Raw genomic sequence first — 12,791 nt, forward strand, 5'->3', positions numbered from 1 at the left:
TAGATCCGCACAATCACTCCGAACGCGCTTCTGAGCGCTACAGCCCCAGGATTACACGAATACGCTCTTCTACGTGCTGCATCTCGCTAGGGGACAACAAGCCACGGCGCCTTCGGAGCCTTGATTTGCCCACCGTCTGAATGTCGGTGCAGTTGACATAGGACTCGGCGTGATTGGTCAGCCCTGAGTCGGGGCCGACAGGAACATGCGTGGAGGACGGACCGGACGTCCCGGTGATCATAGCCACCGTCACCGCTGAGAGTGGCTCAGCAATGCCATTGACGGTAAGTACGACCACCGGATGCGGGCCGGGGCCGCGGGGCGGTGTAGGGAAGGCACAGATCCAGACCTCTCCCCGCATCGCCGTTCCCGGATTCACCATTCCGCCTCGTCTGCGGCTGCAAGCTCCTCAGCGGTTGCAGCCAACGCACCATCAGGCATGGGAGCTGGCTCTCCCCGGTAGAAGTCACGGATCTCCTCAGCGGCAGCGACTTCGGCCGCCTTGCGAGCCAGCAGACGCAGTCCTTCACGGAGGACATCCGAAGTGGAGCCCAGGTTGAGCGCCTGCATCACTTGTTCCATGGCAGCTACTTCATCCGGCCCAAGCCTGACTTGCGCCACGCGGCCAGTGCCGCCGGCCGCATCCTGATAGCGGGGTGCGGCGGACCGCCGTGAGCTGGCAGCCTTCTTGGTGGTCCTGGTGCTCTTCGCCGCCCTTGGCTTCGTCACTCGGTCCGTGGCGGGCTCACTACGCTTCACACGAGTTGCGGTCTGCTGCGCCTTCTTTGCCTTGGTTCCAGTCGCCATCTTTCCTCCTTCCTGAGGCCTTCGTGTATGACATCTGTCGTACAGCCAGTCTCTCTGTTGAAACGAGACCGGTCAAGCCAACTGATCAGCGGCAGTGAGCCTGTCAGGAGCAGGACCATGTCCTAGCTGTCCGACTGTCCCGCTACCCGCTCTAACCCGCGGAAGGGGGGTGGGCAACGGTCGGACAGGCCGCCCCCAGCCATCCGACTCGGACAGGATGTGTCCCACCTGTCCGGCTGTCCGGTTACGCCTCTCACCTGCACAAACAGCCCGGACAGCCCAAAGTGCAGGTGTCCGGGCTGTCCGGTGGCAGACGGCTGCAACACCCCCAGAGTGTTGCAGCCCGTCGGCGAAGCCGACCTCTCAATGGGCGTAGGAGCCGGAGGCGACTTCCGATCTGCTCTTCCACTCCTGCACCCCTCGCGACATACCTCCGACACACTCTGTGTCGCCGCGCGCCCTGCGGCTGGCTCCGCCGCAGGTCAGAGGGGATGCAAGGACGTAATGAGACAATCACTCCGGAGCCGTGTGCGCAGGTTCGAATCCTGCCGGGGGCACTGCAGGTCAGAGGGCTAAAACGGCACCTGACCAGCGCGGATGCCAAAACGAAGTGACTGCAGCCATATGCAGCCGAGGGCCAGCGAAAGCAGCCGTAGGACGCGCGCTGCGGGACATACGCGGGATCGGACATTGAGTCACTTAATGATCAATCCGCCACATAGCAAACGCCCCGAGGGTTCACCCCCGGGGCGTTCGGTGTGATCATCGTCAGTCGTATTCGAGCAACAGATCCTCGATTCGTTTGTTGGCCACCACGTGCCGCCCATGGAGACACTTCGCATACCGAGCGAGTAGCACCTCCACGGTGTTTCCGGCCCGCTCTGCGACCTCCGCCGGATCGACTCCGGCATTCAGCCATGTCGACAGCGCCGAGTGACGCAGGTCGTACGGTCGGTAGCGAGCGGGCTCACAACAAGTTCTGGTGGCAGGCCGAGCTCGCGGGCCTCGGCCCACACCCGCGAGTAGGTCGAGGAGCCGACCAGTCCGCCACGCTCGTTGAAAAAGAGTCTGCCGTCATCTGCCGTGCCGAAGTGTCGATGCTGTCGCGCCAGATGGCCACGAGGATCGGCGGCAGAGGCGTCGGACGGACCTCCTCGGGATCGCGGTTCTTCAGCCCGCGGTCGTCGTGCAGCTCACCTGTCTTGGTCCACTTCTTCCCCGCAGTCGGCCTGGTCCGATGGAGATTCGCCAGCCCCCACCCCTCCTCGGGGAGGTAGCAGTCCTGGATCGCGACCCCGACGGTCTCCGCCGGACGCATCCCGGCGTAGTACATGCCGGCGAACATGCCCACCAGTCGCCTGCCCCTGGCGCAGTGATATCCGCACACGTACGAGACAGCGCCGATCAGGTTGCCGGCCTGCTTCGGGTTGGCCACGACGCGAGGGTCGACAGGGACAATCCTTGACGGCCTCTGCACAGCAACCGAGTTGACGGGATTCTCGTCAAACTCGCCAAGCTCCCTGGCGTAGTTCAGCGCGTTGACGAGGACCTTACGCTTGCGCTTGAAGGTCTCACTCGATGCCGCTTCTCCGTCAAGTCTCAGCTTGAGCGCTTCCAGCACCCCTCGCATAACCGCGGGCTTGGCGAGATCGGCGAGCGGCGGGGAGTTTCTCGCCACCCAGTCGACCACGACTCTGGCCCCTGGCGGGATTTCGCGATCTTCCGGGCCGGGAAGAACGAATAGCCAGTCCCGAAGCGCACGCTGCATTGCCTCATCCGTTGGCCGCCCGGGACGCTTCGGCATGAGCGCCTTTGTGATACCGGTCAGCGCCTCATTGATCTCGTCCCGATAGTTCGGCGCGGCATGCGGCCACTTCACCTGGACGTATTTCAGAGCGAAGGCATACCAGGTGAGGGCGGGTGCCTTTTCCTCCATCGAGGGAGGGAAGCCTGTCTCTGTGTCGAACTGCTCCCCATTCTCCTGAGCCATGAGGAGCTGCGCACGCAGCTTGTCGGCAAGCCCCTTATAAGAGCAGCCCACCAGCGGACCGCGGGACAGGGCTGGCCACATCGCTCACGATTCGGAGCGGCGGCGATCGTCCTCGTCCCACTTCCGGGTGTCGCGCGGCTCCAGGTACGGCTCCTCTTCGGCCGGGTGACCGCCCGCGACAGCACGCCGACGGTTCATCTCCGCGTCGAACTCCTGGCCCAGCAGGATTGCCAGGTTCGTGCTCCACAGCCATACCAGGAAAATGATCACGCCGGCGAGCGTGCCGTAGGTCTTGTTGTAGGAGGCGAAGCTGGCCACGTACCACGCGAACCCGGCGGAGCTGATCATCCCGATCAGCAGCGCCAGGAAGGTACCCGGCGTGATCCAGCGGAAGTCGCGGACCTTCGGGTTCGGCGTCGCCCAGTACAGATCGCGATCGTGATCGTGACCAGAACGACGAGCACCGGCCACTTCGCGATCGACCACACGCCGGCCTTCCGAAGGCAGAGCGAATCGTGCCCCATTTGACTGTTCTGTGTCGATATATGGGGTACCCGCTCATGGTCGCGGATCAGGAGGCGCCGACTCAGTCGGCCGCCTCGGAGCACCGAAGGAGGAGCGGCTCATGAGTGAAGATGCCGGTCGCGTTCAGCAGACGGGGCAGAAGGCGAAGGAGCAGACGTCGGCTGTGGCCGCGCAGACCGGGCAGGCGGCCGGCGAGGTCGCCGGGACTGCTGCCGAGCAGGCAAAGGCGGTCGCGGGCGAAGCACGCGCGCAGGCAGGCGGTGCGATACGCGACCTCAGGGAGCGCGTGGTGGGGGAGAGCCAGGGACAGGTGGAACGGCTGGCCGGGACGGTGCGGCAGTGGGCGGATGATCTCGCGGGGATGGCGGAGAACGCCTCGGGTGATTCGCCCGCCAGGAGTCTGGCGGTCCAGGCAGCCGATCAGGGCCACCGTGCGGCGGACTACCTGGACGAGCACGGCGTGGAGGGCCTGGTAGGCGACCTGCAGAACTTCGCGCGCCGCCGGCCGGGGGCGTTCCTGGGCGGGGCGGTGCTGGCCGGTCTGGTGGTGGGCCGCCTGGCCAAGGCCGGCACCAAGGCCGCGCAGGCCCCGTCGGCTCCGTCTCAGGACGTTCGGCGGCAGGGGCTGGAGCGCGAGGAGAGCAGCACGCTGCCTGCGGGCACGCCAGTGGCGCCGCCCGAGCTGTCCGGTTATCCGGCTCATCCGGGGGTGTGAGATGTCGTCGATCTATCCGCAGTCGCCGGGAGCCGGTGGACGGGGAGAGACGGGTCCAGACCGCTCGGCGGGCGAGTTGCTGTCGGCGGTGACGTCGGATCTGCAGACGCTGTTCCGCCAGGAGGTGGAGCTGGCGAAGTCGGAGATCCGCGAGGAGGGCGCCAAGGCGGGCAAGGCCGCCGGGATGTACGGGGGTGCCGGGTTCGGCGGATACATGGTGGCGCTCTTCTTGTCGCTCGCGGCCGTTTTCGGTCTGGCCAACGTGATGGACGCCGGCTGGGCGGCACTGATCGTCGCCGCCGTGTGGGCGGTGATCGCGGCCGTGCTGTACATGATGGGCCGCTCCCGGATGCGGGAGGTGTCCCCCAAGCTGGAACAGACCGTGCAGACCCTGAAGGAGGACGCGCAATGGGCACGGCACCCGACCAAATAAGGTCCGAGATCGACACCACCCGGGAACGCCTGTCGGAGAACGTCAACCGGCTGGCCGACCGCGCCCGACCCAGGCAGGTGGTGCGCCGCCGCGCCCGGCGGGTGCGAGGCGCGGTGTCGGGGCTTCGTGACCGCGTCATGGGCACCGTCGCCGAATCGGCGGGGACGGCGCGGGACCGTACGGGGCAGGCCACGGAGTCGGTGAAGGAAGGCACCGGCGGGGCCGCGGACACGGTGCGCCAGACGGCCGGGCAGGCCGCCGGTCAGGTCGGTGAGGTGGCCGGACAGGCCCGTGAGGCGGTGAGCCGGGCGCCGGAGCAGGCGGTGCGGCAGACGCAGGGCAACCCGCTGGCGGCCGGGCTGATCGCCTTCGGCGCGGGACTGCTGACCGCCTCTCTCCTGCCGACGTCCCAGGCCGAGGAACAGGCAGCCTCCCGGATCACCGAGCAGGCCGGCGAAACGCTCGAGCCGGTCAAGGAGGCAGCCGTCGAGTCCGCGCAGCAGCTGAAGCAGGACGCCACCGAGGCCGCCCAGCAGGCAGCCCAGGACGTGAAGGACACCGCCGCGGAGGCCGCGAAGACCACCAAGGAGGGGGCCCGCGACCAGGCAGGCCAGGTCTCAGGGCAGGCCCGCGAGTCCGGGCAGCAGGTGGCCGACGAAACCCGCGGGCAGAGCCCCGGCCCTGTCTGACCCTTGCACGTCGCCGGCCCGGCAGAGACTGTCGCCCACAGTGGGTTGGTGCCGCCGCCGTTGGCCTCCCCGCACCCCGGATGCCCGGACAGGGAGAGTGACGGGCCCGCCCGGGTGCCCGGACCAGGTTGTGGCCCGGCTGGGAGGGCACCGCCTGGGAACCCGGGGGGGACAAGGCAGTTGTCCGGCCATCAGCGCCCACCGATCTGCCCAAGAGGTCCTGGCAGGGTGCGAGTGCCGGGCCCGCGTCTTCCGTGCGTAAGGAGCCGTGTCATGAGACTGCGACACAGGCGTAACGACACTCGCCATGACCGGGGTCAGGAAAGCCGCGAGCAGCGGCAGGCCACGGCGTACGGCCGCGACGACAAGCCGGAGAGACTCGGTCCGGATACGGAGGTGGAACAGCAGGCGCCGGACACTCCGACGGACCTGCCCAAACGCTCCTGGGGGGCGGTGCTGAAAGGCACCCTCAAGGAGTTCAAGAAGGACGAGCTGGCCGACCGGGCCGCGGCGCTGACCTACTACGGGATCCTGGCACTGTTCCCGGCCCTGCTGGCACTGATCTCGCTGATCGGGATTGCCGGACGGTCCGCGACACAGCAGGTCCTGGACAACATCCAGAACCTTGCCCCCGGGGCAGCCCGGGACGTCCTCACCAACGCGGTGCGGCAGTTGCAGGGCAACGCTGGGCTCGGGTCGATCATGGCGATCGTGGGTCTGGCGCTCGCGGTGTGGTCGGCGTCCGGCTATGTCGCCGCGTTCATCAGGAGCGCGAACGCGGTCTACGACGTCCCCGAGGGCCGCCCGGTGTGGAAGGTGCTGCCGGTCCGGCTCGGTGTGACGGTGGTGCTGATGATCATGGCTGTGGTCAGCGCGCTGATCGTCGTCCTCACCGGCGGCCTGGCCCGGCAGGTCGGTACTGCCCTGGGCATCGGGGACACGTTCTTGACCGTGTGGTCGATCGCGAAGTGGCCGGTGCTGATCATCCTGGTCACGATCATGATCGCGATCCTGTACTGGGCCACACCCAACGTGAAGGGCCGCGGCCTCAAATGGGTCACGCCGGGCAGTTTCCTTGCGCTGGTCATCTGGATGATCGCCTCGGCCGCGTTTGCGCTGTACGTGGCGAACTTCGCCTCGTACAACAAGACCTACGGCACCCTCGCCGGCGTGATCATCTTCCTGGTGTGGCTGTGGATCACGAACCTGGCGATCCTGCTCGGCCTGGAGTTCGACGCGGAGATGGCCCGCCAGCGCGCCGTCGCAGGCGGTCATCCGGCCGGCGAGGAGCCGTACCTCGAGCCGCGCGACACCCGGAAGTGGGACGAGGAGGACCGCCGCCGTTTCGAATGATGCGACCGCCCCGGTGCCGGGCCCGCTGGTGGGCAACCCGGCTTGCCGGTCGCCCGCGGCTGCCTGAGCGTAGGTGATCGGAGAGTGACGAGGGCCGGGGAGGCCGGATGGTCGGTGTGCTCCAGCGCCTGGCACGGCCCGTCTGGCGGGGAGCCAGGCGGCTGACCACACCGTTGCTGCCGGACGACTTCCTGGCAGTCGTCGATCCGCGTCGTCGCGTCCGCCGTCTCCGCCCGGACCTTCTCCACCCTGCCCGTCGGCCACCTGGCCGACCGGCGCGCGGCCGGGCAGTACCTGCCCGTGGGGGTGACCGTTGGCGGCGTATTGCACTGGCGGACGTAGGCCCACCGGGTCCGGCCCGGGCAGACCCTGCGCCTCGGCCCTGTCCAGGGGGACTTCGTCCTGCCTGATCCGCCGCCGGCGCGCCTGCTTCTCCTGACCGGCGGCATCGGCATCACTCCCGCGGTGGCCATGCTGCGCGCGCTCGCCGGGCGCACGGGCCGCCGCCCGGACACCGTGCTGGTGCACAGCGCGCCGGATGCCCATCGGATGGTCTTCGGCGGTGAGCTGCGTGCGATGGCCACCCGAGAGGGCTGGTTGACGCTGCACGAACAGCACACCCACCGGCACGGGCGGCTGGATCGGGCATGCCTGGACGCGCTGTGCCCCGACTGGGTGGAGCGCAAGACCTGGGCCTGCGGGCCGGAAGGACTGCTGACGTTCGCGGAGCGGACCTGGCGCGACGCGGATGCCCGGCACCGGCTGCACCTGGAGCGGTTCCGGCTGCCGTCACCAGCCGTGCCGGGCAGCGGATCGGGCGGGCACGGCCGGCGGGTGCGCTTCACCCACAGCGGTGTCGAGACGGACGCCGGCCCGGCCACGTCCCTGCTGGATGCGGGCGAGGCGGCGGGTGTCGTCATGCCGAGCGGCTGCCGGATGGGCATCTGCCACAGCTGCGTCAGCCGACTGTCTGCCGGCCGTGTCCGCGACCTGCGGACCGGCGACGTCCACGGCGAGCCGGGCGATCTGATCCAGACCTGCGTGTCGGCCGCCTGCGGCCCCGTGCACATCGACCTGTAGAGCCGACCCGCCGAGCCTTGAGCCTGAAGGAACTGAAAGAAGGAGCGAACCAGTGGCCGCCGCGCTTGCTCTCACGCCGTCCGAAGCCGACGCCTTCGGGCAGGAACTGGACCGCATCCGCGCCGAGGTACTGGCCGAGCGCGGTGCCGAGGACGCCCGCTACATCCGACCCTCATCACCGTGCACCGCGCCCTGGAGGCCGGTGGCCGGGCCGCACTGGCCGTCTCCCTGCTGCCGCCCGCCTGGCCGGCCGGAACGGCGATGCTCACCACCGCCAAGATCCTGGAGAACATGGAACTGGGCCACAACATCCTGCACGGACAATGGGACTGGATGCGCGACCCGGCCATCCACTCCACCACCTGGGAATGGGACTTCCCCACCCCGGCCGCCGCCTGGCAGCACACCCACAACCACCTGCACCACTCCTGGACCAACATGGTGGGCCGCGACCGCGACCTCGGCTACGCGACCATGCGGATGAGCGCAGACCAGCCCTGGCACCCCGTCCATCTCCTCCAGCCCCTCTACGGCGGGCCGCTGCCGGCACCGCTCTTCGAGTGGGCCATCGCGCTGTACGACCTGGAGCCCGAGGCCGTCATCCAAGGCCGCAAGCCGGTGCACGCGTTCCTGGGCGACCTCGCCGGCATGGCCCGCAAGGCGGCACGGCAGTTCACCAAGGACTACGTCCTCTTCCCGCTGCTGGCCGGCCCGTCCGCCCTTCCCTGCCTGCTCGGCAACCTCACCGCCAACGTCACCCGCAACATCTGGGCGCACACCCGTCATCTTCTGCGGCCACTTCCCCGCCGGCGCGGAATCCTTCACCGAGGACGAGATCGAAGGCGAGTCGCGCGGCGACTGGTACGTACGGCAGGCCCTCGGCTCGGCGAACATCGACGGCGGCCCTCTCCTGCACATCCTCACCGGCAACCTCAGCCACCAGATCGAGCACCACCTCTTCCCCGACCTGCCCAGCAACCGCTACGCCCAGATCGCTCCCCGGGTGCGCAAGCTGTGCGAGAAGTACGGCATCCCGTACATCACCGGCCCGCTGCCGCGCCAGTACGCCTCCACCTGGGCCCGCATCTGGCGCATGGCGCTCCCGTAACACCCCCGGTCCATCCGGTTCGCTGACGCACAAAGATGTCCGCGTCACCCGTACGCCACCCACCGAGGTAGTCCGAGCCGCGCATCCCGGTGACCCGGATGCGGCCCGCCCGGTTCAGGGCGTGGGCGTCCCGCCATCCGGGCACGCCTGGCCGTAACCGTAGAGTTTGCCGACGGCGAGTACGCCGCTGGTGCGCTCGGCGGCGCGCAGCAGTGCGGACAGGGGCTGGCGCGGTTGTTAAGGACGGCGACGGCCGTGGCGCTGCGGCGAGGGCGTCGCCGTCGGGGGCGTCGAGGCGCAGGTGGCGGACGCCGGGCAGCGGACCAGCACTCGCAGCGGAGCAGGTCACGACGTGCATGTGCACGTCGAAGCCGCCGAGACCAAGCGCGGTTCAACCCTCGACGGCATCTTCTTCGTCCACGAGCCAGAGCGCACCGCCGGCGGCGCAGGGCGACGACGCAAGCTTGCGTAGGGGAACACACGGGCGAGCGCGTGCCCAACACGTTCGGGCCGCCGCCCACAGCCGGACTACCGGTCACCGATGCCGGTGCCGACGCTCCTGGAGCTTCTTCATCTGCTCCTCGATGAGCTTGCTGCGCCCCTGGGTCTTGTGTCGCGACTTGCTCTTCTGACCACCCTGGCCCTTCTGCCGCAACTTGTCAGCCATGTCCTTGGCCCGCTGCCTCATCCCTTCCGCGCCCATGACCGCACCTCCTGCATAGCCTTTGGTCCTTGTGACCAGGCTGGCATCCGGTCCGGGTCCTCGCATCTGGCAGCGCCGCCGCACCGCGGCAACCTGCCGGGGAAACCACCCGGTCACTTTGTCAGTGAGGCTGCCTTCCGGATGTAGGTTGCGACGGTGTCCGGCTTTCTCGTCAGCTCCGACCGAGGACCGGACGGGCGATGCGTACGCTCGCCGCAACCCTTCGGGGTAGCCCCAAGGAACGTCGGGAGCGGTAATGCCAACGAGGTGTCGACTACCCCTGCGCTTACCGCGCTCTACACCCAGTAAGCGATAAAGGGTGCGCTTGTCACGTTCCGTCCGGCCCGTCACCCGCCGGATCGAGGGCCTGCGCCAACCGCACCAGCCGCGCCTCCCAGCAGATGGCAACAATCGCCTCGGCCAGCTGGTCACGCAGCACCCGGCAGCCATCGGATCCCGCCACCGGAGTCCAGGACCGCCTCTGCGAATCGCTCATGCTCACCTCAACCGGCGCCCGCGCCACACTGAATACCCTCGCCTGCGCCAGAGCGGCGACGACCGCCACCGCCGAACAGACGACCATCCCGTACAACGTGCGATCACCGCTCAAAACAACGGCACTACCGAACGGCATCACACCATCGGCCCAGCTTGCGCCCGTGGAACAGCGCCCAGCCACTGGGGCCATGGCCTGACGGGACGGTGCGGCGGGCTCTGGACGGGCAGTGGCCGCAGGAGCGCAGGAAGCCGCGTCGGCGGGAGTCGCGGGCGGGGCTCCCTACACAGACGCAGATCATCGGCCCCCTCGGCCGGTCCGCGCCCGGATGACCGGCCCCGATCTGCTGATGGAGCGCCTCACACGGCAGGTCCTCGGCGGCGCCGGCGACGAGGTGACCGACGCGCTCGCTGAGCAGACCGAGGACGGAACGAAGGACGTCGTGGCGGAGCTGTTGGCGCAGGCCCGGAACGGAGGGGACGGCGAGTGATCCCGGGCGGTCCGCCCTCGTTCGGCCGACAGCGTGGGCAGCACCTCGCGCGTTGTGCGGGTGTGGACGACGAACGGAGGGTTGTGGACCAGTGGCCGTACGGGGCGGGGCAGCCGCGCCGCGCGCTGAGGTCCCGCATCGAGGTCGCCCTCGCCCGGCGCCTGGGGGTGATGCAAAAGCCGTCGGCGTGGCCCGACCTGGTGAGCGCCGGCGGGACCAGGCGGTGCGATGGCTGGTCCCGGCTCGTAGGCTGCGGCCATGACCGAGATCAAGACCCCGACGCCCCGCGACGCCTTCGAGCTGCTGCTGGCCGGTAACCAGCGCTTCGTCGCCGGCACCCCCGAGCACCCGAACCAGGACGCCACCCGCCGCGCCGAGATCGCACCGGCCCAGCAGCCCTTCGCCGTGCTGTTCGGGTGTTCCGACTCCCGGCTGGCCGCTGAGATCATCTTCGACCGCGGCCTGGGCGACTTGTTCGTGGTGCGCACCGCAGGCCACGTCATGGGTGCGGAAGTGCTGGGCAGCATCGAGTATGGCGTGGACGTGCTGGGCTGCCCGCTGGTGGTGGTGCTCGGTCACGATTCGTGCGGCGCGGTCGGTGCGGCGTGCGCCGCGCTGGAGGAGGGCATGGCGCCGGCCGGGTACGTCCGGGACGTCGTGGAACGGGTGACTCCCAGCGTGCTGGCGGCGCGGGCCGCCGGACGGGTCGAGCCGGAGGAGATCCTCGCCGAGCACATAAGGCACACCGTCGACCTGCTGCTGGACCGCTCCCGGGTGCTCGCCGAGAAGGTCACCGCCGGGCAGGCCGCCGTGGTGGGCCTGTGCTACCGCCTCGCTGACGGCAGTGCGCAGCTCGTCGCGTCCCGCGGCCTTGATGCGGCGGTGCCCACCGCGTCGTGACCGCCCCCGGCGTGACTGGTCAGCGTGAGTTGGCCGCGGTCGGAGGACCCGTATGCGTGGATGAGGAACCCCTCGCGTTCACCGCTTGATCATCCATGGAAGGGGCCCCGATGGCTCACGGAGCCGACCCGCGCCCAGCACCGCCCCCGCGCCGAACTGGCGCGGGCCGCAGCTGCGAGGTGTGCCGGGGATGGGGAACGGTCGTCACCGATGACTGGCGGCACGAGCTGTGCCCGGCCTGCCAGACCGGTGGGCGCTCAGCCGAATCCGGCACGAATTCACCCGGCGGCCGCGTCGCGTGAGCAATGAGGGCACAGCGTCGGTGCTGGTCACCCGGTGAGCCGGGGCCCTGCGGCGCGGCGGAGCCGGTTGGCGATTGCCAGCCCCAGCCCCTCCTCCACCGGCAAGGACGCGACGATGAGGTCGCACCTCTGCTGATCGAGCTCGCGCAGAAAGCCGTACAGGCCGCGCGCATAGGCGGCCGGCGAACCGGGCACCACCACCACGGCGTGCGCCTTCACCGGGGTGTTGGCGAAGGAGGGAGGAAGAAGGACGCCCACCTGATGCCCCAGCTCCTGCGCAAGCTCCGCTTCGCCGATGACCTTCTCGGGCTCGACGAGGACGACCCGCGCACGCGGCGCATAGTGGGACGGATGCTGCCCCGGCACCCGAACGCGGCTCGTCGAGTGGACCGCGAGCGGGCACCCCAGCACCGTTTCGAGGTCCTCGCGTGTCACCCCGCCGGGCCGAAGGATGCTCGGGGCATCGCCCGTGGCGTCGACGATGGTCGACTCGACGCCGACCTCGCAGGGGCCGCCGTCCAGCACGAAGTCGACGGCATCACCGAGCTCCGCACGGACGTGGTGCGCTGTTGTGGGGCTGACCTGGCCGAAGCGATTTGCGGACGGGGCTGTGACACCGCCACCGAAGGCCGCCAGCAGTGCCAGTGCGACGGGGTGGTCGGGCACGCGCACGGCCACCGTCTCCAGGCCACCCGTCGCCTCAAGGGGCACCCGGCGACCACGCCGCAGGACCAGTGTGAGTGGCCCCGGCCAGAAGCGTTCGGCCAACAGGCGCGCCGTCGCGGGCACGTCCTCGACCCAGTCGTCCAGGTGCTCCGCGCCGCCAAGGTGGACGATCAGCGGGTGGGAGGGCGGACGTCCCTTGACCTGGAAGATGCGCGAGACAGCTGCGGGATCCTCGGCGTTCGCGCCCAGACCGTAGACGGTCTCGGTCGGGAGGGCCACCAGCCCTCCGGCGCGCAGCACACCTGCTGCCGTCTCGATATCACTGGTTCCTGCCGTCACCCTCGCAATCCTAGGTGCACGCCAAGGACCGGCGACGGTCATCCCTGATGTCGATTCCGAGAAACCAGGCCATGCGTGCCGGTCCCCTCTCACCGGCCGTCGGCCTCCGGCTTGGCGGGATCGTCGCACGCGGCGGCGACAATCACCAGGATGACCGAGAGCCATACTTGACCATGCGGGGACCATTGGGTGATG

The 12,791-nt window shown here is 69.1% G+C and carries 13 protein-coding genes and 2 pseudogenes; 8 read left to right on the forward strand and 7 right to left on the reverse strand.

The features are described 5' to 3' along the window. Positions 1–37: 37 nt before the first annotated feature. The 4 genes and pseudogenes from KWI83_RS34660 to KWI83_RS34675 form a co-directional block, all read right to left on the reverse strand. Positions 38–382, reverse strand: coding sequence for a type II toxin-antitoxin system PemK/MazF family toxin (locus tag KWI83_RS34660; RefSeq protein ID WP_218518357.1), 345 nt, complete (start codon positions 380–382; stop codon positions 38–40). Continuing rightward, a complete protein-coding gene (locus KWI83_RS39435; protein WP_256363222.1) occupies positions 376–807 on the reverse strand; it encodes a hypothetical protein in 432 nt (143 codons plus the stop codon). The genes KWI83_RS34660 and KWI83_RS39435 overlap by 7 nt, the downstream gene beginning before the upstream one ends. 967 nt (positions 808–1,774) lie before the next feature. After that, positions 1,775–2,797: a hypothetical protein gene (locus tag KWI83_RS34670; RefSeq protein WP_256363223.1), complete on the reverse strand. Its 1,023-nt coding sequence runs from the start codon at positions 2,795–2,797 to the stop codon at positions 1,775–1,777. A gap of 84 nt (positions 2,798–2,881) precedes the next feature. Next, positions 2,882–3,285, reverse strand: a pseudogene (locus tag KWI83_RS34675) (YihY/virulence factor BrkB family protein); the annotation flags it as partial. 137 nt (positions 3,286–3,422) lie between these two features. Here KWI83_RS34675 and KWI83_RS34680 point away from each other — a divergent pair. From KWI83_RS34680 to KWI83_RS39840, 6 genes and pseudogenes are all read left to right on the forward strand, one after another. Next, positions 3,423–4,037: a hypothetical protein gene (locus KWI83_RS34680; protein ID WP_218518358.1), complete on the forward strand. Its 615-nt coding sequence runs from the start codon at positions 3,423–3,425 to the stop codon at positions 4,035–4,037. A gap of 1 nt (position 4,038) precedes the next feature. Further along, positions 4,039–4,470 (forward strand): phage holin family protein, encoded by a 432-nt coding sequence (locus KWI83_RS34685; protein ID WP_218518359.1) that lies wholly within the window; start codon positions 4,039–4,041, stop codon positions 4,468–4,470. Continuing rightward, positions 4,446–5,159 (forward strand): DUF3618 domain-containing protein, encoded by a 714-nt coding sequence (locus KWI83_RS34690; RefSeq protein ID WP_218518360.1) that lies wholly within the window; start codon positions 4,446–4,448, stop codon positions 5,157–5,159. Before KWI83_RS34685 ends, KWI83_RS34690 begins: the two co-directional genes overlap by 25 nt. A gap of 273 nt (positions 5,160–5,432) precedes the next feature. Further along, complete coding sequence (locus KWI83_RS34695; RefSeq protein ID WP_218518361.1) at positions 5,433–6,512, forward strand: YihY/virulence factor BrkB family protein; 1,080 nt, start codon at positions 5,433–5,435, stop codon at positions 6,510–6,512. 471 nt (positions 6,513–6,983) lie between these two features. Then, complete coding sequence (locus tag KWI83_RS34700; protein WP_374106440.1) at positions 6,984–7,592, forward strand: flavin reductase family protein; 609 nt, start codon at positions 6,984–6,986, stop codon at positions 7,590–7,592. A 52-nt stretch (positions 7,593–7,644) separates the two neighbouring features. Beyond that, positions 7,645–8,700: pseudogene (locus tag KWI83_RS39840) on the forward strand (fatty acid desaturase). A gap of 535 nt (positions 8,701–9,235) precedes the next feature. Here KWI83_RS39840 and KWI83_RS39445 read toward each other — a convergent pair. Both KWI83_RS39445 and KWI83_RS34710 read right to left on the reverse strand, forming a co-directional pair. Beyond that, on the reverse strand, positions 9,236–9,367 hold the full coding sequence (locus KWI83_RS39445) for a hypothetical protein (protein ID WP_256363224.1): 132 nt from the start codon (positions 9,365–9,367) through the stop codon (positions 9,236–9,238). 364 nt (positions 9,368–9,731) lie between these two features. Then, entirely contained in the window at positions 9,732–10,037 is a 306-nt protein-coding gene (locus KWI83_RS34710) for a hypothetical protein (protein WP_218518363.1), read from the reverse strand. A gap of 190 nt (positions 10,038–10,227) precedes the next feature. Between KWI83_RS34710 and KWI83_RS34715 the strand changes: the two genes are divergently transcribed. Then, a complete protein-coding gene (locus KWI83_RS34715; RefSeq protein WP_218518364.1) occupies positions 10,228–10,389 on the forward strand; it encodes a hypothetical protein in 162 nt (53 codons plus the stop codon). A 258-nt stretch (positions 10,390–10,647) separates the two neighbouring features. Continuing rightward, positions 10,648–11,289 carry a carbonic anhydrase gene (locus KWI83_RS34720; protein ID WP_218518365.1) on the forward strand — a complete coding sequence of 214 codons (642 nt, stop codon included), beginning with the start codon at positions 10,648–10,650 and terminating at the stop codon, positions 11,287–11,289. A 329-nt stretch (positions 11,290–11,618) separates the two neighbouring features. Here KWI83_RS34720 and KWI83_RS34725 read toward each other — a convergent pair whose 3' ends face one another. After that, positions 11,619–12,638 (reverse strand): L-threonylcarbamoyladenylate synthase, encoded by a 1,020-nt coding sequence (locus KWI83_RS34725; protein WP_218518366.1) that lies wholly within the window; start codon positions 12,636–12,638, stop codon positions 11,619–11,621. Positions 12,639–12,791 lie beyond the last annotated feature (153 nt).

The organism is Streptomyces sp. TRM70350, assembly GCF_019219825.1.
Lineage (GTDB): Bacteria > Actinomycetota > Actinomycetes > Streptomycetales > Streptomycetaceae > Streptomyces.

Coding starts and splice junctions, on each gene's coding strand:
- KWI83_RS34660 (WP_218518357.1), bottom strand. CDS start 382: ATGGTGAATCCGGGAACGGCGATGCGGGGAGAGGTCTGGATCTGTGCC.
- KWI83_RS39435 (WP_256363222.1), bottom strand. CDS start 807: ATGGCGACTGGAACCAAGGCAAAGAAGGCGCAGCAGACCGCAACTCGT.
- KWI83_RS34670 (WP_256363223.1), bottom strand. CDS start 2,797: ATGGCTCAGGAGAATGGGGAGCAGTTCGACACAGAGACAGGCTTCCCT.
- KWI83_RS34680 (WP_218518358.1), top strand. CDS start 3,423: ATGAGTGAAGATGCCGGTCGCGTTCAGCAGACGGGGCAGAAGGCGAAG.
- KWI83_RS34685 (WP_218518359.1), top strand. CDS start 4,039: ATGTCGTCGATCTATCCGCAGTCGCCGGGAGCCGGTGGACGGGGAGAG.
- KWI83_RS34690 (WP_218518360.1), top strand. CDS start 4,446: ATGGGCACGGCACCCGACCAAATAAGGTCCGAGATCGACACCACCCGG.
- KWI83_RS34695 (WP_218518361.1), top strand. CDS start 5,433: ATGAGACTGCGACACAGGCGTAACGACACTCGCCATGACCGGGGTCAG.
- KWI83_RS34700 (WP_374106440.1), top strand. CDS start 6,984: ATGCTGCGCGCGCTCGCCGGGCGCACGGGCCGCCGCCCGGACACCGTG.
- KWI83_RS39445 (WP_256363224.1), bottom strand. CDS start 9,367: ATGGCTGACAAGTTGCGGCAGAAGGGCCAGGGTGGTCAGAAGAGCAAG.
- KWI83_RS34710 (WP_218518363.1), bottom strand. CDS start 10,037: ATGCCGTTCGGTAGTGCCGTTGTTTTGAGCGGTGATCGCACGTTGTAC.
- KWI83_RS34715 (WP_218518364.1), top strand. CDS start 10,228: ATGACCGGCCCCGATCTGCTGATGGAGCGCCTCACACGGCAGGTCCTC.
- KWI83_RS34720 (WP_218518365.1), top strand. CDS start 10,648: ATGACCGAGATCAAGACCCCGACGCCCCGCGACGCCTTCGAGCTGCTG.
- KWI83_RS34725 (WP_218518366.1), bottom strand. CDS start 12,638: ATGACCGTCGCCGGTCCTTGGCGTGCACCTAGGATTGCGAGGGTGACG.